23 protein-coding genes, 1 pseudogene and 1 riboswitch are annotated in these 24,455 nt (G+C 71.0%); of the genes and pseudogenes, 9 read left to right on the forward strand and 15 right to left on the reverse strand.

All coding sequences use genetic code 11. The features are described 5' to 3' along the window. The first annotated feature begins 17 nt into the window (after window positions 1–17). The 3 genes and pseudogenes from JL475_RS25725 to JL475_RS25735 form a co-directional block, all read left to right on the forward strand. Window positions 18–1,043 (forward strand): ABC transporter substrate-binding protein, encoded by a 1,026-nt coding sequence (locus JL475_RS25725; protein ID WP_202280306.1) that lies wholly within the window; start codon window positions 18–20, stop codon window positions 1,041–1,043. Window positions 1,044–1,261: 218 nt separating this feature from the next. Next, complete coding sequence (locus JL475_RS25730) at window positions 1,262–2,011, forward strand: ABC transporter permease (RefSeq protein ID WP_307825160.1); 750 nt, start codon at window positions 1,262–1,264, stop codon at window positions 2,009–2,011. A 96-nt stretch (window positions 2,012–2,107) separates the two neighbouring features. After that, window positions 2,108–2,357 (forward strand): annotated as a pseudogene (locus JL475_RS25735) (hypothetical protein); the annotation flags it as partial. 75 nt (window positions 2,358–2,432) lie between these two features. On the opposite strand, the gene JL475_RS25740 reads toward JL475_RS25735, so the two are convergent. The 15 genes from JL475_RS25740 to JL475_RS25810 all read right to left on the reverse strand — a co-directional run bounded on the left by JL475_RS25740 (window position 2,433) and on the right by JL475_RS25810 (window position 15,952). Further along, complete coding sequence (locus JL475_RS25740; RefSeq protein ID WP_202280308.1) at window positions 2,433–3,797, reverse strand: hypothetical protein; 1,365 nt, start codon at window positions 3,795–3,797, stop codon at window positions 2,433–2,435. A gap of 343 nt (window positions 3,798–4,140) precedes the next feature. After that, window positions 4,141–5,280 (reverse strand): zinc-binding dehydrogenase, encoded by a 1,140-nt coding sequence (locus tag JL475_RS25745; protein ID WP_202280309.1) that lies wholly within the window; start codon window positions 5,278–5,280, stop codon window positions 4,141–4,143. Further along, entirely contained in the window at window positions 5,277–5,579 is a 303-nt protein-coding gene (locus JL475_RS25750) for a putative quinol monooxygenase (RefSeq protein WP_202280310.1), read from the reverse strand. Before JL475_RS25750 ends, JL475_RS25745 begins: the two co-directional genes overlap by 4 nt. A 216-nt stretch (window positions 5,580–5,795) precedes the next feature. Further along, window positions 5,796–5,933 (reverse strand): hypothetical protein, encoded by a 138-nt coding sequence (locus JL475_RS25755; protein WP_202280311.1) that lies wholly within the window; start codon window positions 5,931–5,933, stop codon window positions 5,796–5,798. 106 nt (window positions 5,934–6,039) lie between these two features. Next, window positions 6,040–6,747 (reverse strand): (2Fe-2S)-binding protein, encoded by a 708-nt coding sequence (locus JL475_RS25760; RefSeq protein WP_202280312.1) that lies wholly within the window; start codon window positions 6,745–6,747, stop codon window positions 6,040–6,042. Window positions 6,748–6,811: 64 nt separating this feature from the next. Further along, complete coding sequence (locus JL475_RS25765; protein ID WP_237408251.1) at window positions 6,812–7,231, reverse strand: (2Fe-2S) ferredoxin domain-containing protein; 420 nt, start codon at window positions 7,229–7,231, stop codon at window positions 6,812–6,814. Window positions 7,232–7,237: 6 nt separating this feature from the next. Further along, window positions 7,238–8,284: an ABC transporter substrate-binding protein gene (locus JL475_RS25770; RefSeq protein ID WP_202280313.1), complete on the reverse strand. Its 1,047-nt coding sequence runs from the start codon at window positions 8,282–8,284 to the stop codon at window positions 7,238–7,240. A 15-nt stretch (window positions 8,285–8,299) separates the two neighbouring features. Beyond that, on the reverse strand, window positions 8,300–9,121 hold the full coding sequence (locus JL475_RS25775; RefSeq protein ID WP_202280314.1) for an ABC transporter ATP-binding protein: 822 nt from the start codon (window positions 9,119–9,121) through the stop codon (window positions 8,300–8,302). Continuing rightward, the gene (locus tag JL475_RS25780) at window positions 9,121–10,230 is read right to left on the reverse strand and encodes an iron ABC transporter permease (protein WP_202280315.1); all 1,110 of its coding nucleotides are present in this window, start codon (window positions 10,228–10,230) and stop codon (window positions 9,121–9,123) included. Before JL475_RS25780 ends, JL475_RS25775 begins: the two co-directional genes overlap by 1 nt. A 120-nt stretch (window positions 10,231–10,350) precedes the next feature. Next, window positions 10,351–10,429: riboswitch (cobalamin riboswitch) on the reverse strand. 177 nt (window positions 10,430–10,606) lie between these two features. Then, entirely contained in the window at window positions 10,607–11,179 is a 573-nt protein-coding gene (locus tag JL475_RS25785) for a YrhB domain-containing protein (RefSeq protein WP_202280316.1), read from the reverse strand. Window positions 11,180–11,376: 197 nt separating this feature from the next. Continuing rightward, window positions 11,377–13,008 (reverse strand): alpha/beta hydrolase, encoded by a 1,632-nt coding sequence (locus JL475_RS25790; protein ID WP_237408252.1) that lies wholly within the window; start codon window positions 13,006–13,008, stop codon window positions 11,377–11,379. Between the two features lie 354 nt (window positions 13,009–13,362). Then, on the reverse strand, window positions 13,363–13,848 hold the full coding sequence (locus JL475_RS25795; RefSeq protein WP_202280318.1) for an N-acetyltransferase: 486 nt from the start codon (window positions 13,846–13,848) through the stop codon (window positions 13,363–13,365). Between the two features lie 101 nt (window positions 13,849–13,949). Then, window positions 13,950–14,495 (reverse strand): hypothetical protein, encoded by a 546-nt coding sequence (locus tag JL475_RS25800; RefSeq protein ID WP_202280319.1) that lies wholly within the window; start codon window positions 14,493–14,495, stop codon window positions 13,950–13,952. After that, window positions 14,492–15,694: an ImmA/IrrE family metallo-endopeptidase gene (locus JL475_RS25805; RefSeq protein ID WP_202280320.1), complete on the reverse strand. Its 1,203-nt coding sequence runs from the start codon at window positions 15,692–15,694 to the stop codon at window positions 14,492–14,494. Before JL475_RS25805 ends, JL475_RS25800 begins: the two co-directional genes overlap by 4 nt. 111 nt (window positions 15,695–15,805) lie before the next feature. Beyond that, window positions 15,806–15,952, reverse strand: a complete 147-nt coding sequence (locus tag JL475_RS25810; RefSeq protein ID WP_202280321.1) for a hypothetical protein — start codon at window positions 15,950–15,952, stop codon at window positions 15,806–15,808. Between the two features lie 280 nt (window positions 15,953–16,232). Between JL475_RS25810 and JL475_RS25815 the strand changes: the two genes are divergently transcribed. From JL475_RS25815 to JL475_RS25840, 6 genes are all read left to right on the forward strand, one after another. Then, entirely contained in the window at window positions 16,233–16,658 is a 426-nt protein-coding gene (locus tag JL475_RS25815; protein ID WP_202280322.1) for a hypothetical protein, read from the forward strand. Further along, window positions 16,648–17,313, forward strand: a complete 666-nt coding sequence (locus JL475_RS25820) for a hypothetical protein (protein WP_202280323.1) — start codon at window positions 16,648–16,650, stop codon at window positions 17,311–17,313. The genes JL475_RS25815 and JL475_RS25820 overlap by 11 nt, the downstream gene beginning before the upstream one ends. 2 nt (window positions 17,314–17,315) lie before the next feature. Continuing rightward, on the forward strand, window positions 17,316–22,085 hold the full coding sequence (locus JL475_RS25825) for a putative T7SS-secreted protein (protein ID WP_202280324.1): 4,770 nt from the start codon (window positions 17,316–17,318) through the stop codon (window positions 22,083–22,085). Window positions 22,086–22,098: 13 nt separating this feature from the next. Then, on the forward strand, window positions 22,099–22,860 hold the full coding sequence (locus tag JL475_RS25830) for a hypothetical protein (RefSeq protein ID WP_202280325.1): 762 nt from the start codon (window positions 22,099–22,101) through the stop codon (window positions 22,858–22,860). Window positions 22,861–23,402: 542 nt separating this feature from the next. Then, window positions 23,403–23,732 carry a hypothetical protein gene (locus JL475_RS25835; RefSeq protein WP_202280326.1) on the forward strand — a complete coding sequence of 110 codons (330 nt, stop codon included), beginning with the start codon at window positions 23,403–23,405 and terminating at the stop codon, window positions 23,730–23,732. Between the two features lie 137 nt (window positions 23,733–23,869). Beyond that, a complete protein-coding gene (locus JL475_RS25840) occupies window positions 23,870–24,073 on the forward strand; it encodes a hypothetical protein (protein WP_202280327.1) in 204 nt (67 codons plus the stop codon). Window positions 24,074–24,455: the final 382 nt, after the last annotated feature.

Genomic DNA, 24,455 nt, shown 5'->3' on the forward strand with positions numbered 1-24,455 from the left:
AGGACGACACGGTGCACATGAACAGACTCGCCCGTACGGTCGCCGCGATGGCCCTGGCCATGGCGCTGGCGCTTGCGTCGGGATGCGGCGGATCCGACTCCGACACGGCTGCCGGTGCGGACGACACGGCGTTGGAGAAGGTGACCTACCTGACCTCGTTCGGCAACTTCGGCCGGGACGCGTACGCCTGGGTCGCGAAGGACAAGGGGTTCTTCGAGGAGGCCGGCTTCGACGTGGAGATCAAGCCAGGCCAGGGCACCGGCGGCGTGATTTCGGCCGTCGTGAGCGGCCAGGCGCAGTTCGGCCCGATCGACCTGACGGGCGGTCTGCTGCAGATGGGCAGCGGCCAGGCGAAGGACTTCGTCGCGGTGGCCGCCATCCAGCAGCGCACCATGGCCGCGATCGCCACCACCGAGGGCGAGGGCATCGCCGCCCCGAAGGACCTCGAGGGCAAGCGTCTCGCCGACACACCCGGCTCCGTCGTACGCAACCTCTTCCCGACGTACGCCCGACTGTCCGGGACGGACGCCGGCAAAGTGACCTGGGTCAACGGCGACGCGCAGACCCTGATGGGCACGCTCGCCAGCGGCTCGGTGGACGGCATCGGCCAGTTCGTGGTGGGCAAGCCGACCATCGAGGCGGTGACCAAGAAGAAGGCCGTCCTCCTGCCGTACAGCGACGTGATGCCCGATCTCTACGGAAACGCACTGATCACCTCGACGAAGATCGCCGAGCAGAAGCCGGAGATGGTGAAGCGGTTCGCCACCGCGCTGCTCAAGGGCCTGGAGTACAGCCTGGCCAACTCGAAGGAGGCCGCCGAGATCCTCAAGCGGAACGTGGACGTCACGAACCCGGCTGCCGCGGCAGCCGAGTTGGACCTGATGGCCGCTTACGTCGCGCCTGGTGGTTCCAGCTCCGCGATCGGGACGCTGGACTCCGGGCGGGTCGCGAAAAGCATCGCGCTCCTGCAGGACGCGGGCGCGCTGCCGCAGGAGATGACCCCCGAGCAGATCATCGACTTCGACCTCGTACCGAAAGCCTGATCACACTGTTTGCCCGAACATGTGCTCCCCGTCGGTGACCGGCGGGGAGCATCGACACTGCCGCCCCGACTCCGCGCTGAGCGGTCCGGGTAAAAGGAGGTGCCGGGCGGCCCGAGGAGGATGGGATGACCGAACTCTCGCCGCCGCAGCAGACCTCAGCGGCGGGCCCGGAGCCGGTGCCGCGATCCGGCCTGCAGCGCGGGGCGGGTACCGGCACCGTGCTGCTGCCCTCGGCCGGGCTGCTGGTCGCCCTCGGCGTGTGGTGGCTGCTCACGTCGGTGCTGAAGGTGGTCCACCCGGCGGTGCTGCCTCCGCCCGGTGCCGTGCTCTCGGCGTTCACAGCAGCCCCGGCCCGGTTCCTGGAGCACACCGGCGACACCACGGTGGAGACGCTTGCAGGCTTCGCGCTCTCCACCGCCTGCGGAGTTCTGATCGGGCTCTCACTGGCCGGCTCGCCGTTGTTGGAGCGGATGTTCACGCCGCTGCTGGTCGCCGTCAACGCTGTTCCGAAGATCGCGCTCGGGCCGCTGCTCGTGGGGGCGCTCGGCTGGGGGCAGAAGCCGGTCCTGACCATGGTCTTTCTGCTCTGCTTCTTCCCGATCGTGCTCTCCACCGCGACCGGCCTCACGTCGACCCCGGCGGACCTGGCCGAGCTGGCGCGCTCGCTGAACGCCTCGCGCTGGCAGGCGTTTCGGAAGGTACGGCTACCCGCCGCGCTGCCGCAGATCTTCGTCGGGCTGAAGGTGGCCATGCCACTCGCCGCGATCGGCGCGGTCATCGGCGAGTTCCAGGCCGGTGAGAGCGGGCTGGGCTATCTGATCGTGCAGGCCGGCGGGGTCGGTGACGTCGCCACTGCCTGGGTGGCGATCATCCTGATTGGACTGATGAGCATATTGTTCTACTTCGCATTGGTGCTGATGGAGCGGTTCGCGCTGCCCTGGGTCCGGGAAACCACCTCACGCAACTGACCCCGGCTGGTCGCCCCTGTGCGTGCCCATGGAACATCCACGAAGGTCAGGAGTCTCTCTGCGCATCCTGCAGAAAGACTCAACCTGTAGAGCCCCCAGTCACACCCTGAGAAGCCGTCGAAGACGGCCCTGCTGGGGGTGGCGCAAGGACAGCTCGGCACGCTGTCCGGGCCGGACTGCGGAGCTGGTGCGACGCACTGTCGGACCATCCGCTGGTGGTGCCCGCCTGCCCCGTCACCTCCGCGGCTTCGTCCACGCGCCGGAGCCGGTACCGGGGTGGGCGGACGTGGTCGTGGAGGCGGCGCCGAACGCGTTCGGGCGGTTGCCCGACGCGGTGCTGCTGCCGTGACTGCCGCCGCTCATCACCACCGTGTGGTCCGGCGCCGCGGAGCTCGCCCCCGGTCGGCGTCAGGGCAGGCCGTCACTCCGGCGGGCGCAGCCTGTCCGGTGCTCCCTCCAAGCCGCTGAAGTCCTCGATCGGGCAGTCCGCCGGGGTGCGTTCGCCGGTCGTCGCGGTCGTGGCGGCCCGTTCGGCGAGGGCCTCCGGGTAGCCTCCGCGCTCGGCCAGGAAGCGGACCCAGTCCGGGAAGAGGGCATGCGCCGACGCGGTGACGGGGTGGTCGGGCCTCCAGTCGTGGATCAGGGCGTACTGGTGCTGCACCCGGTGGGGGGACGGCTGCAGTTCGGTGCCCGGCAGAGCGCCCTCCAGCCATTCCTCGGCGAGCGCGGCCGCTCCCTCCGTCTCGGGGCGCCGTCCGCCGTTCCGCTCGGCGTACCACTCACCGAACGCTTCCTCGGCCCACTGCGTCTCGACGTCCGTGTACAGCGACTGGCGGGGCGGAAGCCCCTGCCCGCACTTGCGCAGGGCGCGGTCCAGGTCGTACAGGCGGCGGCCGGCGCGGTACCACTCGTCCAGCTGACCGCGGTTCTCCGTGCCCCGCAGCATCTCCTCGCCGAGATCCAGCTGGACGAGGCATTGCAGATCCGCCTGATCGGGTACGTGCGGTGCGCACTGTCCGGCCGTGTCGCCGACGGCCGACCGCCAGGCCGCAGCCGCCTGCGCGAAGTCCTCGTGGGTGCCACCACCGGCCAGGCACGGGATCTCGCAGGCATCGACGTCCCACAGATAGACATGGCGGTCGACCCCACCGGGATAGGCGAACTCCGCCATCACCCCGATCCGCGGCAGACAGGGGTCCCTCAGCAGCCGGACCTCGCCCGTCGCGGTCGGCTTGGGCAGCAACCGCAACCAGTCGGGCGGTTGCACCGCCCTGCGGACCTGTTTCTGCACGCCGTTCATCACCCGGAGGGCCACCGCGCGCAGGTCGGGGGTTCCGATCGACGCCATACCGTGCAGCAGCCGCCAGGGCGCCTCCCACGCGCCGCCGTCCCCCTCCAGGCCGGCCCGGACCTGTTCGGCCGCGGCCTGCGCAAGCTGCTCGAACCAGGCACTGAACCACAGACCACCGACATCGCCGTGCACGCGCTCATGGAGCCGGGCCCCCAGCAGCACAGCCGTCGCGTCCTCCAGCTCACGTGGCCCATCGGCCCCGAGAAGCACCCCCGCCTCGTCAAGCACGCGAGCGCTCGACTCGGCGTACCAGTCGGCCTTTTCCCGGTCATGCCCGAGGCCCTGGGCGAGTGCGGCCAGAGCCGACCGCTGCCCGGGCAGCGGAACGCCGCCGAACAACTGGTCCGCGCCGCGGGACACGGCGGCCCCGCCCGCACCGCCCCCCTTCGAGCGCTTGGCCTTCTTCGACTTGCGTGGACGTGATACCGGTGACATGCACCGCACTTTAGGGAGCCCTCCTCCAGGTTGCCCACCTCGGGCCAGAACCTCACACGGACCGGGCCTCGTCCGAGAGGGACAGGACGTCGTTCTCCCAGAGGACTCGCACTCTCCTCCGGGATGCAGCTGATACCTCGAAGAGGGGGTGAACAGCGGTCATGACGAACAGTGAGTGGCTTGAGTGCCGGCTGTCACGAGCGCCGGTGCTGGAGGAGGACGCTCTGGACGACATCCATCACGTACTCACGACCTCGGGCGGCGACGCGCCGGACCGGGAAGACACCGATGGCGTCCCTCCCGGTCACCGAGGGACGCCCTCGGCCGGGCCCGGCAGGCCGCGTCAGGTGTCCAGCATGCCCGAGGCGTCGATGACCTGGCGGATCGCCCGGCCCGAAGCCAGCTCCTCCATCGCCGCGTTGATGTCGGACAGCGGCAGTGTGCCCGTGTGCAGCCGCTCCACCGGCATCAGGCCGGCCCGCCACAGGTCCAGGAACCGGGGGATGTCGCGGCGCGGGACCGCGTCGCCCATGTACGAGCCCAGCAGGGACTTGCCCTCGCCCGCGAACGCCAGGGCCGGGACCTGCAGCACCCGGTCGGGGGCGGGCAGACCCACCGAGACGACCTTGCCGCCCCGGGCCACGGCGGTCAGGCACTGCGCCATCACCTCGGGACTGCCCACCGCCTCCACGGCCACCTCGGCCCCGCCGCCGGTGAGTTCGCGGACCTCCTCGATCGCCTCGCCGGGGGCGCAGGCGTGAGTCGCGCCCAGCTGCAGAGCCAGCTCGCGCTTCTTACGGACCGGGTCGACCGCGAGGATCGGGTACGCGCCCGCCGCACGGGCACCCAGCACCGCGGCCAGGCCCACGCCGCCCAGGCCGTAGACCACCGTCGACTGGCCGGGGCGCAGGGCCGCCGTGTTGATCACGGCTCCGGCGCCGGTCAGGACGGCGCAGCCGAACATCGACGCCACCGTGAACGGGATGTCCTTCGGGATCGGCACCACCGACTCCTGGGCCAGCACCGCGTGCTCGGAGAACGCGGAGACGCCCAGCTGGTGGTGGACCGGGGTGCCGGAGGCGTCGGTCAGCAGCGACGGGCCGTGCAGCAGCGCACCCGATCCGTTCGCCGCGGCCGCCTGTGCGCACAGGGCGGGCCGGCCCGCCGCGCAGTCGGCGCAGAAGCCGCAGCTCGGCACGAAGACCAGAGCCACATGGTCACCGGGCCGGACCCGGCTGACGCCCGGTCCGGTGTCCTGGACGACGCCCACCGCCTCGTGGCCCAGCGCCATGGGCAGCGGGCGGACCCGGTCGCCGTTGACCACCGACAGGTCCGAGTGGCAGAGCGAGGCGGCCGCGATCCGCACCAGCACCTCGCCCTCGCGCGGGGCGCCCAGCTCCAGCTCCTCCACCTCCACCGGGCGGGTGTCGGAGTAGGGGCGGGCGGTCGACACACCGCGCAGCACCACCGCACGGGTCTTCATGCCCGCACCTCCGGACGCGGGGCGCAGCGCAGCACGTCACGGCTCTCCAGCAGCGGGACGACCTTGCCGAGCACGATCTCCTGGAAGTGCGGGGTGGCGCAGTGCGCGGTGAAGTCGGCCTCGGAGACGTACTCCTCGTACAGCACGATCGCCCGCGGGTCCTCGGTGCCCTGGTGGACGCGGTAGGCGAGGTTGCCCGGCTCCTGCCGGGAGGCGGCGGCCATGGTGTCGAGCAGGGGGAGAACGGTGTTCTCCTCGCCCTCCTTGGTGCGGTAGCGGGCGACCACGACGTATGACATGGGGGACTTACTCCTTGGACGGTGTGGCGGGCCTCTTCAGCGCGGCGGGCGGGACGGACGGTAGCTGACCCCCGGCGCAGATGCCAGAGCCGTGGGTCGAGTGCGGCACCGGATCGGGACGGGAAAGAGGTCATGGCAAAGGTCTGCCTGGGGATCAAGGGGCCGTCGGCACGTCCGATATGGCTCGGCTGCCAGGAGGGCGAACCGGATGCGACGTCAGTGTCTGTGCAGCCGTGCGGTGATGGGGGCGCTCTCGCGGTTGGCGCGGTCCACCGAGGTGACCGCGTACGCCGATCCCTCCGGTGCCGCCGGCCCCGCCCACTCGGTGCTGCGGGCGCCCGGGAGCACCGCCACGGAGCGAGGACGGCGTAGTCGGCCACCGGGAGACCGATGTTCCAGTGACTGACATGAGGTGCTCGATGTGCACGGCGACGGCCGTGCACACGTGCTGCGGACAGAGTCAGGCTGACGGTCCGTCTCGGCCGGCCAGGCAGCAGTCGCCGCACTTCGAGCCGTTCGGCACACGGTAGTAGAGGCAGCAACTGCGGCGGCGGAACGTGAGATCCGGGCCGGTGATCACTCCGGTGCCCGCGAGTCGTCCGGTGCTCAGCAGCCGGGTGGTGAGGTTCGTGAGCGGCTCCCGCAGCTCGGGGCGGGCCGACAGCAGGACATGGGCCGATCCGACGAGTGCGGAGGCGGCGTTCCCGTCCAGCAGGCGCGGAGCGATCTTGACGCGCAGTCCGGCCTCGAGTGCGCGCAGATGCCGCATCACCTGCTCGTTCAGGGTGAGAGCGGGGTCGGGGAGCCGCTCGGCGTACCAGCCGGCGGGGCGGGGCAGGCGGAGGGCCGGCCCGTCGTCGGCACGCCGCAGCTCCGTCAGGTCCGGGACGATCCCGTGCAGCAGTACGCACGCCAGGGCAGGGGACCAGAGGCGGGCCGCGTGTCCGAGGTGGGCGATGGACACGCCGATCCGCGGTTCGCCGGTGCGGTACCGCCGCGCGACGGCTGCGGACAGGTCGGTGAAGCCGCGTGCGGAGGACCGGTCGAGCAGCGGGTGCCGGCCCTCGTCCGGGCCGCCGACGGGCAGGACGAAGAATCCGCCGAGGGTCGCCACGTCGTGCAGGGCCGCGGTGACGGCCTCGGTGGATGCCTGAGCGTGTTCGGTCATACCGGGGCGTTTCCTTCCGGCGGGCGTCGCGAGGTGGGTTCGAGGCGGTCCGGTGAGCACGGTCTCAGGGGGCCGTGCCCCGCCGCGGCGGGGTGACGGTGTAGAGGTCGAGGATGTCCGGGAGGGGTGCGACACCGGGGCCGCCGGCGTGCGCCCAGGCGACGATGTCCTCGATGGCGTCGGGGTCGTTGACCAGCCCCAGCCAGACGGGCCGGCCGCCGGCCGACCGGCCCGCCGCGGAAGGCTGGACGACGATGACGTTGGCCTGCTCGCACAGGTCCAGGCAGGCGGACACCCGTGTCGGAACCGCCTCGCGCAGGCGCGCCGTCTGCGCCGCGTGGTCGACGCCGGGCACCTTGGCGCTGCCGCAACAGCAGTCCCGGCACACGACGACCCGGCAGGGCGCGGGGGTGTTCGACGGGGCGGGCGGCGGGGCCGTGGCCCGACCGGACGTCGCTTCGGCCGGGTTCGCGTCGACGGACATGCGGCATCACCCCTCTCCCCGGGGAGATCCGCCCCGGTCGAAGTCCCTCAGCTCCGCGGCGAGCGAGCTGACGGCCGCGGGGTTGCGCGGGCTCTCCACCAGGTCCACGTAGTCGAGGACGACGATCCGGTCGTTCTCGACGGCCGAGACGTGTGCGAGCGGTGGATAGGACTTCAGGAACTTCCGCTTCTGGTCGGCGCTGGTGTCCCCGTAGTCGTTGATCACGATCACCTCCGGGTCACGTTCGACGACGGTTTCCCAACCGACCGTCGTCCAGCTGTCCTCGAGGTCCTTCATGACGTGATCACCGCCCGCCTTGGTGATGATGTCGTGCGGACCTGCGTACGCGCCCGAGGTCAGCGGTTTGTCCCGTCCGTCGTCGTAGAGGAAGACCCTCGGACGGTCCGCCCCCTTCGGCGCCTTCGCCTGCGCCTCGGCCACCTGCTTCCGGAACGTCGCGACGAGGGTCGTGGCACGGTCCTCGACGTCGAAGATCCTTCCCAGGTTCCGCAGATCGGTGTAGAGGGCGTCGAGCGGCGACATCACGCCCCGTGCCTTCCCGTTGCCGTTGCGGCACGACTCACTCAGCAGATACGAGTCGACGCCCACCTCGTCCAGCTCGGCGGGGGTGAAGCCGGTTCCCTCGCTGAAGCCGTAGTTCCAGCCCGCGAAGACCAGATCGGCACGGGCGTCGAGGACCAGCTCCTTGGTGATCCTCTCCTTCGAGAGCCACCTGGTCTTGTGGTAGGCGTCCTTCCAGGGAACGGACGTGAGGTCGCCCTTGTCGTCGGGCATCACGTAGCCCGCCATGTGACCCTCGAGTCCGAGCGCGAACATGATCTCGGTGATGCCGACGTCGTTGGTGACCACGCGCTGGGGGGCTTTGTCGTAGGTCTTCTTCCGGCCGCAGTTCTCCACGGTCACCGGATAGTGGCCGTCACGTGCCGCGGAACCGTCCTTCTCCCCTTCCTGGGAGGTGACCTGTGCACCGCAGCCGGTGAGGAGCAGGGCCGTGGCGAGTGCGAGTGCGGCGGGGCGTACCGGGTGCGGCATGGTGGCGGTGACTCCTCAGGTGGCGGACTGAGCGGACTGAGCAGGCTGATCGAGCTGAGTGGACTGAGCGGGCAGGAGACGGTCGAAGAGCAGTTGTACGGCGCCGGTCTCCGGATGCGGGACGCGATGCGCCCGCACGCCGAAGACCTCGGCCAGCAGCCCGGGTGTGAGCACGTCGTGCGGAGCGCCGGAGGCGACGATCCGGCCGCCGTCGATGACGTGGAGCAGGTCGCAGTGGAGTGCGGCGAGGTTGAGGTCGTGCAGCGCGGTGAGCACCGTCAGCCCGCTGCCGCGCACCAGGGCGAGCACTTCCAACTGCTGGGCGATGTCCAGGTGGTTGGTGGGTTCGTCGAGCACCAGCACCCGGGGTCGCTGGGCGAGCGCCCGGGCGATCAGGACCCGCTGCCGCTCGCCGCCGGAGAGGGTGAGGAAGCCGCGGTCGGCGAGGTGGCCGGCGCCGACCCCCGCCAGCGCGGCCTCGCACGCCCCGCGGTCCTCGTCGGTGGTCCGGGCCGCCGACCGTTGGTGCGGCAACCGCCCCATCGCCACGACCTCGGCGACCGTGAAGTCGAATTCGGTGACCGCCTCCTGGGGCAGTGCGGCCACCCGGCGGGCACTTTCCCGCGCACTCATGGCGTACAGGTCCTCACCGCCGAGCCGGACCGTACCGGCCGAGGGGCGCAGCGCCCGGTAGACGCAGCGCAACAGGGTCGATTTCCCACTGCCGTTGGGCCCGACCAGACCGACGAGCTGCCCCTCGGCCGCACCCAGCGTGACCTCTTCCACCAGCCGGGCACCGTCGGCCTCGACGGTCAGTGCGTCGACGTCGACCCGCATCACATGCCTCCGAAGGTGTAGGAGCGGCGGCGCATCAGCAGGACGAAACACGGCACGCCGATGGCCGCGGTCAGTACGCCCACCGGCAGTTCGACCGGCGCGAGCACCACGCGGGACAGGATGTCCACCCAGACCAGCAGGACGGCTCCGGCGAGTGGTGCCACGGCCAGCAGCCGCCGGTGGTCGGCGCCGACGAGCATCCGCACGGCGTGCGGAACCATCAGTCCGACGAAGCCGATCGCCCCGCTCACCGCCACCACCGCCCCCGTGACGGCCGCGGAGACCAGGAACAGCTCCTTGCGCAGCCTCCCCGGGTCCACTCCCAGCGCGGCGGCCGTCTCGTCGCCCATGGCCAGGGCGTTCAGGCGACGCGCCGACCACGCGAGGTGGCCGAGGCCGCCGAGCACCGCCCCCGCGGCGATCGGAACGGAGGCCCAGTCGGCGCCGCCGAGGCTGCCGAGCAGCCACATCATCGCGGAACGAGCCGCCTCACCGCGCTCGGCCACGAACACCATGAACGTGGTGACGGCCGAGAAGCCGTAGAACATCGCGGTGCCCGTCAGAACGAGCCGCAGCGGGCTCAGGCCGCGAGGGGTACGGGCGATCGCGTACACCAGCACCATGGCCAGAAGAGCGGAGAGGAACGCCGCCGTGGACAGGGCCCAGACGCCGAGCGCGCCGAAGGCTCCGAAGATGAGCACGGCGTTGGCGCCCACGGCCGCGCCCGAGGAGATGCCCAGCACGTACGGGTCGGCGAGAGCGTTGCGGACCATGGCCTGCACCGCGACGCCGATGGCCGACAGTCCGGCCCCGACGATCGCGGCCAGCACGGCCCGGGGAAAGCGCAGCTCCCAGACGATGGTGTACGCCGGCACCTGGCCGGGAGTTATGGACCCGCCCGTCGCCCCGGCCCACAGATGGTGCAGCACCTCGCCCCAGGGGATCCCCGACGCCCCGATCCCCACCCCGCAGACGAGGGACACGGGCAGAGCGGCGCCCAGGCCGATCAGGAGAAGGGGCAGCGGCACGCGTCTGGGGGACGCGGCCCGGGCTCCGGTACGGGGCGTGTGCGCGGGCGTGGCAGGTTCGGTTTCGAGGGTGGTGGCCACGGACGGATCGCTTTCGCCTCAGGCCGTGCCCCTACGCAACAGAAGGAGCGGCCCCGGGCGCGGGCGCCCTGCGCAGCACCTCTCGCAGTCCACGGCGAATGACAGGAGCCTTCGCACCGCGGGTGATCGGGCTTGCGGGGCCTCGGACGGGCTCCACCTACCGTTGCGGGTCAGCGCCGGAATTCGACCGGACTTCCCCCGCGGGGCATGTGCAGCTTAGCGTGCCCGCTGGAGCGCCCCCGCCGGTGGTGGCGGAGATCACCCCCGCCGGTGCGGCCTGGCCCTCCCGCCGGACGTCTGCATCTGTCCTGGTCGACGGCCTGACGGGCCGTCAGCGGCTGCCCTCGACGACGGCATGGGACGCCGACCGGACGCGTCACGGGCCGGCGGTGTGCGCGGCTCCGCGGATGGTGTGGACGGCCAGTACCCGGCTGACCGGCGGCGGCACCAATTCTCGAGTGGCGACCTCCACGAGGTGCTCCGGAGCATCGCCCTCCAGCAAGGCGGTCACGTAGGCGATCGTCTCGGCGAGGGACAGCACCGGCAGCCGCTGGTGCAGGGCGTGCATGGCATGAACGCGCCCGCGGGTGGACGCCACCGCGCGCACCTCGTCGTACAGATCGTCCACCGCGGTCCGCTCGGTCAACCCCCGGACACGGACGCTGTAGTCGGCCTCCCACACGCCGGTGGCCCAGGAGACGACACCGATCCCATGGAGACTTCCGTCGACACGATCGACCAGGTACGGCCCGTTCCCGACCAGCATGGACTCCGGCCTTCCGGTACACACGAACTCCTCGGACGTCCAGCAGACGATCCACACCAGTTCGTGTTCCTCCACGGAGGCCACCGCCATGCGTATCGGACGCAGGCCCGCCGACAGTTCCTCCTGAAAGGTGCGTTCCAGCTCTTCCTCGACCGTCCGAACAGCAGCCTCACGCTGAATCACCCGTACAGCGTTCCCTACGGATCTGCGGGAAGACCAGCGAGTTGTTCCCTCCTGGTCATGGACAGCGGATGTTCACACTGCGGATGCGCCTGCGCCCGGACCCCGCTCTCGGGTCCGGGCGCAGGCGCGGGCGCGTTGTCGGTCCGCGTCCAGGCCGGAGGTCTGGCCTGGGGACGTGGCCGAGGAGCGTGGCCGGTTCAAAAGACGGTGCCGGCCGTTCCGCCGCCGCCGGTGGCGACGCCACCGATCGGCTTGGGTGCGGAGAAGGGAGGCGTGTCCTGCCGGCACGTCGTTCCGACCGGCGGGAGGGTGCCGTCGATGAGGTAGCGGCTCTCGTGTGACTGGACACAACTGCTGGGGTTGATCAATGCGGTGTGCCCGTAGCCGTCGTTGGTGAGCAGGCGGGCGTTGGCCAGTTCCTTGACCATGGCCTGCGCGTTCGAGTAGGGGGTGGCGGGGTCGTAGGCGGTACCGACCACCAGGACGGGGTGCGCCGTCGGCTTGTTCCACGGGCCGCGGTAGCGGTCTGCGGCGACCGCGGGCCAGGTGGCGCACCCCGCGGCGGCCCAGGTCCAGAAGCGTCCGGCGTCGCCCGCACGAGCGGCGGCGGCCTCCTCCATGGCGTGGTAGGCAGCGGGGTCACGCGGGTTGGGGCTGTCGCCGCAGAGCACCGCGGCGCCCTGTTCCTCACCCAGGTACGGGGTCGGGTTCGGGACCGCCGGTGGGGGTGGGGGCGAGGCCTGCTCCGGGGCGCGGCCCCGCCACAGGTCCTGCAGCCGGCCGGCGAGGTCCGTCCACCCCGGGTGGACGACGTAGAGGCTGCTCACCGCGTCGGCGACCGTGCCGGCGTAGGTCCACGCGCCCACGGGCTGCTTCCGGAGCCGCTGCATCAGTTGGTCGAACTTGGTCCGCGTCGCTTTCGGGCTGCCGCCGGAGAAGGCGCAGTGGGCGGTGGTGGTGGACCCGCACAGGGCGAGGAACCTGTCCAGGGTCGCTGCCGCGCTGCGGTCCGAGCCCATGCGCAGGAACGTCGTGAGCCGGGGGTCGGCGTCGGACGCGTGATTCGTCCAGGCCTGCGGGTCGATGTTGCTGTCGAGGACCATGGCGCGGACCTTGCCGGGGAAGAGGTTGGCGTAGGTGGCGCCCAGGATCGTGCCGTAGGAGATCCCCTGGTAGGTGAGTTGCGACTCCCCCACCGCCCGGCGGAGCAGGTCGAGGTCGCGGGCGGTGTCGGTGGTCGACACGTGGCGCAGCAGCTCGGGGTCACGCTGCTCACAGCGCCGGGCCAGGTCCTTGTACGCGGCGATGAAGGCCGCCCGCTCCTTCTCGCCCACCGGGAAGCCCGCCGGTTTGCCCGCGTTCCATTCGGCGGCCTCCTCGGGACTGGCGAAGCAGTTCACCGCGGTGCTGCTGCCGATTCCCCGGGGGTCCCAGCTGACGATGTCGAACCGCTCCCGTACCTCGCGCGGGAACTTCTCGTAGTTCTGCGGCATCTGCACCGTTCCGGGGCCGCCGGGGCCGCCGGGGTTGAAGAAGAGGGTGCCGATGCGCCGACCGGGGTCGGTCGCCTTCCGTTTGACGAGCGCCAGCTCGAGGGCGCGACCACCCGGTCTGTCGTGGTCCAGCGGCACCTTCGCGGTCGCGCAGTCGAACTCGCTGCCTCGAGCACAGGGGCTCCAGTCCAACTGCGGGACGGGCACCGAAGGTGCGGGCGTTCCGCCGGCCACGGCGAGGTCCTGGCCGGTCAGTACGGTCGAGCAGGTCACCAGCGCGGCGACGAACGCGGCAGGGCGTCTGCGGACCGTTGTGAATCGGCGTATGAGGGGCATGGGCATACTCCGTTCGTGGGTTCTCCGTGGCTGAGCGCCCCGGGCCACCGATGCCCTGGCCGCGGTGCGCGTCCGGCTCCACAACACAGCGGTCCGACGGTGCGCGCGCGGCAATGCCGCCGAATGGCCCAACCACCGCGCCCCGGCCCGGCGCGCTGTGGTAACCAGCGCCGCCCGTCCGGGCCGGCGGCCCACCCGCCGGGTGCGGATCGGTGAGGAGGCGGTCCGCGCCGCGCGGACCGCCTCCTCACCGGTGAGCTGCTCGCCGTCGCCCAGCGGTGGTTGGCTGGCATGGGTCCGCTTACATCTGATGGGCCAGTGCGCCCACCAAGGGCTTCCGGTCGTCCTGGGTGGTCAGGCGGCGACCGACCCGCTGCTCAGCGCGGCCACGATCTCCTCGTCCTCGAACTCTCCGGTGGGCGTGAAGCCCAGCGACGCGTACAGGCGAGCGGCGGGGGCGTTCTCCGGGTGGTAGGAGAGCCGGATCTCGCGGCAGGACGGCAGTGCGGCGAGGCGCCGCATCAGGACGCGCATCGTGGCGCGGCCCACGCCCTTGCCCTGCTCGGCGGCGTCGACGACCATGCCGCCGATCCAGTGGGTGCCGTCCTCCTCGTCGTACGCCCACATGACATGGCCCACGACCTCGTCACCGGCCCGGACCGCGAGGGAGTTCCAGGTTCCGCCCCGCAGGGAGAGCAGCAGATAGCGTGCGCCGAGGGCGGCCACGAACCGGCGCTGGTCGTCGGCGGGGGCCACATCGGCGACGGCGCGCCAGTTCTCGTCCGTGATCTCCTCGAGTACCACGCACCGGTCCTGGCGGTCGGTGTCTTCCTTCGTCATCAACCCTGTTCTTTCGCTCGATACGGATAGGACGGCCCCGGGCGGGCCTGGTCAGCCGTCGGCGTGGGCGCCCCGTAGGTCCGCACCCGCTGTCCGCCCGTTCAGCGCAGCAGGTCCTCGGGGCTGCGGGGAACACCCCGGACGTGCCGGCCGGCCCGCTGTATGGCGGTGAGGATTTCATGGCCGGTGTCGGCCATGACCAGCCCGTCGACGACGGCTTCGCGCATGACGCCGACGGTGTCCTTCACGGGGATCCCTCTGCGGCGCGCGTAGTGGCCCGCCTCACCGTCGTCGGTGATCCACACGGAGCGGGCGAACTCGCTGCGGTGCTCGATCAGGACCAGGGTTTCCGCCTCGCCCAGGTGTTGCAGTGGCCGGGACGGAGAACCCGCGAAGACGACGCGTCGTGTGCGGTCCACTAACGCGATCTCGGTCGGGTCGTCGATCTCGATGGGCGCGCCGAGCCATCCACCCCCGGCCACCTCGCTCAGCCCCGGCCAGTAGTGCGACGACCGCTCGGCCTCGGCCGCGACGGCCTGGGTCCAGCGTCCCCGGCCGTCCAGGACCTTCTCCAGCAGGGCGAGACGGTCGACCGCCGCGAAGTTGCACAGCACGGTGTTGTCGGGGAACCAGCAGTGGCGCGTCATGGCTGGAAGACCAGGTCCCCCTCGTCGACCGCGGCAGTGGCCGAGGGATCTTCCGGAGGAACGGGGTCGGGTTCGAGCACCTCGCGGAGCCTGTCGGCCTCCCATCCCGTGTAGGCCGCCAACGGCCGCAGGGTGGTCTCTCCGTCCAAGTACGCCTCGTACAGCATCTGGGCGGGTCGGAAGGGCAGCCGCTTGGTCTGCGACCAGGCCGTACGGGCCTGGAAGAGGTCGCTCTGCCCGGTGAGCCAGTGGCAGTCCTCGGTGGTGAGTCCGCGCAGCCTGCCCGCGGTCCGCTCGTCGATGAGGCCCAACTGGGACAGGCGTGCCGCCAGAGCGCTGGGTGACACCTGGAAGTGGACCACCAGGGACGTGAGCTGTTCGTCCGACAGACCGCCTTCCCCCACCGCTGCCTCGATCTCCGACCGGGGCATGAGGAGGTGGGCGGCGAACACGTTCGCGCGGACCTCGGTGAGGTCCTTCTGGTGACCGGGGGTCAGGTGGGTCTCCGTCAGGAGGTCCTGTGCGTCCCGGGCCAGGATGTGTCCGAGTTCGTGCGCGAGAGTGAAGCGTTGACGGGTGGGCACACGGGACCGGGCGATCATGATGAGCCGGAAGCCGTCCGCCTGCCAGGCGGCACCGTCGATCCCCTCGGGCAGTCCGATCTTGGCCACGTCCACCCCGAAGGTGCGCTCCAGCGCCTGGAGGAGCTCCGCGCTGTCCATGCTGCCCACCGGCGGTGATCCCTCGGAGCCCAGCCGGGCGAGCGCGGCTTCCGCGAGCGCCACGCCTTCGTCCACATAACCCTTGTCATCCGTGGGAGCGGTGGGGTGCGGCGTGCCGGCCGAGGGAAGTTCCGGCTGCTGCGGTGCCCTGCCGAGGAGGACGAGCACCTCGTGCGCACTGGTGAAGCGTTCGACGAGGTCCTTGAGTGTGGCACGGCCGTCCCCGCTCATCGCCGACGGCACGGCACGGGCGGCGAAGGCCGGACGCAGCGGATCACGGCCGGTCAGCAGCCAGTCGACCGTCGTGTCGTCGAACTCCGCGATGCGCGCCAGGTCCAGGGAGGTGAACCGGCGGACCCCGCTGAGCGACTTGGACAGCTTGTCCGGCGTCAGCCCGACCTTCTCGGCGAACTCCGCCTGCTTGACCGATGCCCTGAGCATGACGCTTCGTACACGATCGGTCACGGTCTTCGTCATGCCCTCACCCTAGGAACAGGATGCGAAAATCGCAACCGGACGGGCCCGGTACGGCTCCGGTGGGGGCAGGTCTTCCGGGCCGAGGCCGCTCTGCCCGTCGGGGAGCACGTCTCACCACTGCCCGCCGGGGCGTTCGGCCGCCGCCCGGACCACCGGGATGCGCCGGCTCGCCCCGTCGTCCGGGAGTCCGCCCTCCCCGGCCGCGTACGCGGCGGTGAACCCTTCGGCGGCACACCCTCCGGACCCGCGCCGGGTCATCCACTCGCCCGGCTCGCCCTCTCCGGCCGGACGACGCGAAGGTGTCCCCCCGGCCGTCGAGCGGCTTGCCTCCGCGTCCGACGGAGTTCGTCCAGCGCGCTGTGCGGGACGCACCGGAGTGAGCACCATGCGTCCGGCGCATCCCGTGGAACCTCGGCGGCCGGACCAACGGAGCCTGACGGGTGCCCGGTTGAGTTTCACGAGAACCAGCGCCCCCTTCGTGCGCGTCGTGATCTACGGTGCCATCAGTCACCCGTGACGCCATGACGAGGGAGGGTTCGTGGAGCAGCCCAGGACGGCGTTGGCCGAGCGAATAGCCGAGCAGAGGGCGGGGGTCGGGGATCCTCGGGCGCTGGTCGGTGAGATGCGGCGGTCGGTCCTTCTGGTCCCGTCCGTCGACGGCCGCCTGTGGAGCGCGCATTCGGGTGGAGTGCGGTGGGTGTGCGCCTTCACGGACGAGACGGCACTGGCCCGCTTCGCCCTTCACCACGGGCCGGGCGACCGGCCGATGGACTATGCCGCGCTGCTGGGCGCCCGCATCGTGGACGAGATCGTGCCGGGCCTGGGCGAGCCCGCCGGTCTGGCGGTGGACATCGCCGACGAGGACGGGTCGATGTTCTTCCCGCCGGTCACCGGGATCGTTCCCGACGGTGCCGCCGTCGACACCGACGCGGCGGAGGAGGAGGGGCGCGGTCGTGGGCGGTGACGGGACGGATCTGAACTTCGACAAGGCGTCGGTCGCGAAGTTCACCAAGGGTGTGGGCGCCACCATCGACGAGCTGGGCGACCTGGGCGGCGCCACCGGTTCGGTGATGGGCAAGGGATTCTCCCAGCTGTCGATGACCGGGATGGAGACCGGTCACCACGGCCTGTCCGTCGACTTCGAGGACTTCTGCGAACGCTGGGAGTGGGGCGTGCGCGCCCTGGTGAACGACGCCAGCCAGATCGCGAACCGTCTCGGGCTGGCGGCGGGCACCCTGTGGGAGCACGACCAGTACGTCGCGGGATCGCTGAAGGTGGGGGTCAACGCCCTGATGGGCGGCAACCCGCACGCCTCCGAGGAGGAGATCACCCAGCAGGGCTGGGGTGAGGTGTTCACGCCGGACTACCTGGACCCGGACTGGAGCGGCGAATCGTTCGAGCGGGCCGGCGAGGAGATCGAGCAGACCTGGAAGGACACCGGCCGGACGCTGCTCACGGAGGGGCGGGGCGGACAGCAGTCACAGATGTTCAACGAGGCGCTGGGTATCGACGAGAGCGAGTGGAACCGGGCGCTGGACGAGACGTTCGGCCCGTCGCCCGAGGAGCGCGCCCGACAGGCGCAGCAGCAGGGCGGTCCGGGCGGCGACGGGGGTAACTGAGCGTGGGTATAGGCGACTTCATCAAGGACATCACGCCTGACTCGGTGGAGGACGCGGTCGAGGACGGTGTCGAGTGGCTCGGCGACCGGGTCGAGGGCGCGGGGAACTGGACCGCGGACCGGCTGGACGACGTCGGCTGGGAGTCGGGCGCGGACTGGGTGCGTGAGCAGTCGCGTTCGGTCGCGAACCGGATGGGCGCCGAGGTCGACGAGATGGACCTCGGAGAGACCGAGGACAAGACCAAGCTGGTCTACGGCAGTCCGGAGAAGATCCGTTCCACCGCCGAGAAACTCCGCGCCTTCCAGAAGGCGTTCGACGACGCCGGTGAGGGACTGAAGGGCCTGGACTCCTCGCAGCTCAAGGGCGAGGCCGCCGAGGCACTGCGCAAGGCGGTGAGCACCCAGCCACCGAAGTGGTTCACCGGCGCCGACGCCTGCGAGAAGGCGGTCGGCGCGCTGGAGTCGTTCGCCGGCACCGTGAGCTGGGCGCAGGGGCAGGCGCAGACGGCGATCGACAAGTGGAAGGAAGGGGTCAAGGCGTCCGAGGACGCCGCGGACGCCCACCGCAAGAAGGTCGACGCCTACAACAAGGCCGTCGACCGCTACAACGCCCAGCCCGCCGACCGGCGCGACCCGTCCGCGCTCCCGCCCTGTCCGGCGCCGACGTTCGACGACCCGGGCAAGAAGCTGATGCAGGAGGCGCAGGACATCCTCGCCGAGGCCCGCAAGCAGCGGAACACCGCCGCGGAGACCGCCCGCAGCGCGGTCCGCGCGGCACGGGACATGGCCCCGGAGAAGCCGTCGTACGCGCAGCAGGTGGGCGACGGTCTGCAGGAGCTGCAGATCATGGGCGACCACGTCGGCGGCGGGATCATCAAGGGCACGGCGGGACTGCTCAACTTCGTGCGGGGCGTCAACCCGCTGGACCCGTACAACCTCACCCATCCGGCCGAGTACGCCACGAACCTCAACAGCCTGGCCTCCGGCCTGGTGCTGGCCGCCAACGACCCGGTCGGCACCGGCAAGCAGATGGTCAGCGACTTCATGAAGGACCCCTACGAGGGCTTCGGCCGTCTGCTGCCCGACGCCGCGCTGACCGTGGCCACCGGCGGGGGCGGCGCCGCGGTCAAGGGCGTGCGCATCGCCGTGGACGCGGCCGACGCCGCGCGGGTCCGCAGACTGGTCGACGACGCCCCCGACGGCACGCACAACCGCCCCGACGGCGACCGCACCACCGACGGCACCGACCCCGTCGACCTGGCCTCCGGCCGCATGTTCCTGCCCCAGACCGACGTGGAGACCCCCGGCATCCTGCCGCTGGTCTTCACCCGCCGCACCGAGTCGGGCTGCACGGCCGGCCGCTTCCTGGGGCCGGCCTGGACCTCCACCGTCGACGAGCGCCTGGAGATCGACCCGGTCGGCGTCGTCCACGTCACCGCCGACGGCCTGCTGATCACCTATCCGCACCCCGTCCCCGGCGCCCCCACCCGCCCCGAGTCCGGCACCGCCCGCACCCTGCTGGCCCGCGACGCGGACGGGGACTACACGGTCACCGACCCCGACACCGGTCTGGTCCGCCACTTCGCCGCCCCGCCCGGCGGCGAGCCCGGCGGTGACGGCGACGCCTGGTTGATCTCCGTCACCGAACGCAACGGCCACACCGTCACCGTCGACCGCACCGACGACGGCCTGCCGACGGCCCTGGTCCACTCGGCCGGCCACCGGGTGAAACTGACCACCACCGACGGCCGGATCACCGCCCTCGCCCTGGCCGGCGCGGGCGAGAACAACGCCGACCTGCCGCTGATGGCGTACGGCTACCAGGACGGCGACCTCACCACCGTCACCAAGCCCTCCGGCGCCACCACCACCTTCGTCTACGACGACCGCCGCCGCGTCACCGCCTGGATCGACTCCAACGACAGCCGCTACGACTACGCCTACGACGACCGCGACCGCGTCGTCGCGGAAGGCGGCGAGGCCGGCCACGTCCAGATCACCCTCACCTACACCGAACCCGACCCCGCCACCGGCCACCGCACCACCACCCTCACCACCGCCGACGGCCGCACCACCCGCCACCTCATCGACCACCGCTGCCGGGTGATCGCCACCACCGACCCGCTCGGCCACACCACCCGCTCCACCTACGACACCCACGGCAACCTGCTCACCCGCACCGACCCGCTGGGCGCCATCACCGCCTACACCTACGACGAGAACAGCCGACTGGTCTGCGCGGTCCGCCCGGACGGCTCCGAACTGCGCATCGTGCGCGGCCCGCTCGGGCTGCCGACGGAGGTTGTGGGGCCGGACGGCGCCCGCACGACCTACGCGTACGACGAGCGCGGCAACCGAACCGCGGTCACCGACCCGGCCGGCCACACCACCCGCTCCACCTACGACGCCGGCCGGCTCACCTCCGTCACCGACGCCCTCGGGGACACGACCCGTGTGGTGTGCGACGCGGCGGGGCTGGTCGTGGCGGTGACCGACCCGTCCGGCGCCATCACCCGCACCGAGCGGGACGGGCTGGGCCGCCCGGTCCGTGTCACCGACCCGACGAGCGGGGTCACCCGACTGGAATGGAACGCGGACGGGCAGCTCGCCCGCCGTACCGCCCCGGACGGCACCACCGAGTCATGGACCTACGACGGCGAGGGCAACTGCCTGACCCACACCGACGCCGCCGGCGGCGTCTCGCGCTACGCATACACCCACTTCGACCTCCCGCTCGCCGGCACCCGACCCGACGGGAGCCGCTACCAGTTCGAGCACGACAACGACCTGCGCCTCACCCAGGTCACCAACCCGCAGGGGCTGACCTGGACCTACGAGTACGACGCGGTCGGCAACATCGTGTCCGAAACCGACTTCGACGGGCGCACCCTGACCTACCGCATGGACGCCGAGGGACGGCTCACCGAGCGGATCGACGCCCTCGGCGGGACCATCTCCTTCGAGCGCGACCGGCTCGGCCAGGTCCTCCGCAAGAACGTCGACGGGCGGGCGACGACCTACACGTACGACAAGGCGGGCCGCCTCCTGGAGGCGATCGGACCGGAGGGCGAACTCCGCTACCAGTACGACCGCCGCGGGCAGGTCAAGACAGAACTGGTGGACGGCCGCCCGCTCGTCTACTCCTACGACGGCCTGGGGCGGCGCATCCGCCGGACCACGCCCACCGGCCATGTCACGTCCTACGCCTACGGCGCCGACGGACTTCCCGCGCGGCTGACCACGGGCGGCCGGCAGATCGGCTTCACCCACGACGCCGCCGGCCGCGAACTGGCCCGTACCTACGGGGACGCGATCACCATGACGTCGGCCTGGGACGAGGCCGGACGGCTCGCCGTGCAGCACACCACCGCCGGGGCCCGCGCTGTCACCAGTCGTGCCTACGCCTACCGTGCCGACGGGCATCTCACCTCCGTCGCGGACCGGCTGTCGGGCACCCGCACCTTCGACCTGGACCCGATGGGCCGGGTCACCGCCGTCCACGCGCCGGGATGGACGGAGCGGTACGCGTACGACGACGCGGGCAACCAGACCTCGGCGACCTGGCCGGACCGGCATCCGGGCGGTGAGGCGACCGGGGAGCGGACCTACAGCGGCACCCGCATCACCCGTGCCGGAAGCGTCCGCTTCGAGCACGACGCCCTCGGCCGGGTCACCCTGCGGCAGAAAGCCCGCCTGTCCCGCAAGCCCGACACCTGGCGCTACGAGTGGGACACGGAGAACCGCCTCACCTCCGTCACCACCCCCGACGGAACCCGGTGGCGCTACCGTTACGACCCGCTGGGCCGCCGCACCGCGAAGCAGCGCCTGGCGGCCGACGGCGAGGCCGTGGTCGAGGAGGTCCGCTTCACCTGGGACGGCCTCACCCTGTGCGAGCAGACCAGCCACCGGCCGGACGTCCCGAACACGGTCGTCCTCACCTGGGACCACCGGGACGTCGTGCCCCTGGCCCAGACCGAGCGCATCCTCACGGCCGACAGCGGTCAGGAGGAGATCGACCGGCGGTTCTTCGCCCTCGCCACCGATCTCGTCGGCACGCCGACCGAACTCATCGACGAGTCCGGGGACATCGCCTGGCGCAGCCGGAGCACGCTCTGGGGCACCACCGCCTGGGCCAGGGACAGCAGCGCCTACATCCCGCTGCGCTTCCCCGGCCAGTACTACGATCCTGAGACCGGTCTCCACTACAACTGCTTCCGTCACTACGACCCCGAGACCGGCCGCTACACCTCCCCGGACCCGCTCGGGCTCGGCCCTGCGCCCAACCCCGTCACCTACGTCGAGAACCCGTACGCGGGATGCGACCCGCTGGGCCTGATGCCCAAGTACACGAAGGAGGAAAAGGCCCAGAAGGCCAGGCAGGACGCCCTCAAGGCCATGGACGAGGCCATCGAGAGGGCGCAGGGCGGCAAGATGAAGAAGGCCGGCAACTACCACGCGCATGACCACGGCTTCACTGAGGACATGGTCATGGAGATCCTCAAGAAGCCGGACGCGGTGTACCACTCGACGGCGGGCAGCGGAAACCTGATCTTCCGTCAAGGGGAGGACATCGTGGTGGCCCGGGCTGACCGTACCGGGGCAGGCAATGTCATCACGGCATACGGTTCGTCCGGCATCAAGGGTCCTTCCGGGGCCGAGGCGCTGGGCGGCTTGCCCACCGATCCCGGTAAACCGATTACGCACGCGGACGTGGTGGAGGGCAGGATTCCAGCCAAGAACGGCTACATGGCTCCCGCAGAGCAGGTCAGATGAGGTGGCATTCACCATGAGAATCACCATCGACGACGACTGGACCGCGACGGTGACGGGAGATCCGCTGGACATCACCCCACGTTTCGATTTTCGGGACTTCCGTGTGCGCATCGCGACGTACGCAAACGTCGAGGAACGCGGGCGGTTCCTTCTGGACACCTTCGGCAGTAAGCCGTGGCTGTGGGACACGCCTGACGAGCTCCGGTTCGACCGGGCCGGCCTGGAACTGGTCGGCGCCGAGTTTCAGATCCCCGGCGTCGAGGCCGCCGATGCCGAGGACTCTGCCCGCGTTCCCGCCACACCCCTCCTTCACCCGGGCGGTCTCCGCGCGGACGAGGCCCGGGACTTCCGCCTGGAGGTGACCTCTGAGCTCTGCCGCGCCCCCGGGGACACCGTGCTGACCTGCCTGCGCGACCTCGACGTCCTCGACGAGCCTCTGGAGGCCCGCGTCGGCATCGCCGCCGACGTGGCGCTCCTGATCCAGCACGGCACCGTCGTCGGCTGGAGCCTCACGGATCCCGCCCGGTATCTGACCACCGGCTTCGCCGCCCCCGACCCGGCTCCCCCCGTCCCGGCCACCCGGCTCGTGTTCACCGAATGCCTGGACGTCATCACCACACCGCTGCTCGACGAGGTGAGGGAACGGGACCCGGCCGCCCTGGCCCGGCTCCGGGAGATCCACCAGGCCCTGCGCGCCCAGCGCGAGGACCGCCACCGCGTCGACGCCCTGCTCTCGCTCATCGGCAACCTGGTGGAGGACTATGGGAACCCGTGATGCCAGAGCCGTGGCGGTCCTGCCGACGGTTGTCTGCGGGCAGGCGCGGCGGATGCCGTGGTCGCTGTCCGCACGTGTGGGCCGACCCGCTGGGCTTGTCCCCCTCTCCTTCTCGCATCAAAGGCGGGGGCTGGGATGTGCCAGTGCCGCATCAGGCAACAAAACCGCTCAGTCACACCTACATGGAAGGCCCCTGTGCCCGAACCCATCCCTTCACCTATCGTTCCAGCTGACGTAGCACCGCCACGCAAACGTGACCTAAGTCACACGGCTGTGCAGGACAAAGGGACAACATGCCTCGCTGCAACGCGACACGACGGGGACTCTCGCCCCTCGCATAAAGCAACATGACCTGCGTGGGACACGGCGTCTGCCAACACAAGAGTCCGTACCTGCCGGCCGTCTCCCGCAAGGGCGCCCCGAACGTCAAGGGCTTGGGCGAGTTCCGGTACTACGAGCTCTGGTAGGACCTGGGCCCCGTCCCCGCCACGACCGCCTCCGTTCTTCGGGGCACCGGAAAAATCCGTCAGGAGAAGTGAGAGATGCCCGATCCGACCCCCGCGGCCAGAAGCCTCAGCCAGGGGATCGACGGCGCCGACAGCCGGCAGGTCAATGAAGCGGCCCGTGAGTTCGTCGAGAAGCTCACCTTCGCGACGGCCGACGAGATCCTCACCATGCTCCGGGGCGTCCTCGCCGAAGACTGGACGGCTCTGCCTCCTTGGGCCCGGAACCTCGCCTACCGCCTGGCCTGCCTGCAACGCCCCGACGACCCGCAGTTGCTCCGGGAGGCGGCAGCAGATCTGCTGTCCTTCGGACCCGACTGGGACGCATTCGCCCAGGACCTCAAGAGGCGCGCGGCGGAACTGGAGTAGAGCCCGGTTTCCGCGGGACGACAGCCGCGCCCAGCAGTCGGGTTGACGACACTGTGTCCACCGGCTCCGTCGGCTGCCAGATGCCGGACGACCGTTGGCGGCCACCGGCCCGATCCGACATACGGAATGAGGGCACGGTGCAGTCGATCGAAAACCCGAATGCCGCGCTCTCCGAGAGTTCCGAAGAACGCGGCATTCTCCTTCGTCCCCTGAACGACGTCGCGAAATTCTGGGCGGGGAAACCCGAGCTCCCGGGTCAGGAGAGGATCACCTTTCAGGCCGTGCTGCTGTGCCCGCCCGAAGCTCAGGAGGAGGCACTCTGCGAAACTCGCACATATTGAATCTCTTTCGTCTCGTGTATGGGCAGGGCGGTGTGTGATGACCGATTCGGAACACGACGCGTCAACGGATCCGAGGACCGTACTCGGTACGGCATCCCGGCTTTCACCCCATTCGGCCGTGGCAGCCGCTCACCCACCCGTCCACAGGGCCTGGTCCCACCTCGGCGACGTCGAGCCCACCAGTGCGGCGGCGCGGCAACTGGCGCTGCTGGAAGCGTTCACCGACGGCACCTGCAGCGCACCGGACTTCGCGCATGGCTGGTGGGAGGCCCGACGCGCATCCCGGGCGAACGGGGAACGGGTTCAGCCTGGATCCACCGCATGACGGCCGGCTGCGGAAGGCGGAACGAGAAGAGGTGCCCGCTGACCTGCGATGATGGGA

It is taken from the genome of Streptomyces sp. M2CJ-2 (assembly GCF_016757295.1).
In the GTDB taxonomy this organism is placed as follows: Bacteria; Actinomycetota; Actinomycetes; order Streptomycetales; family Streptomycetaceae; genus Streptomyces.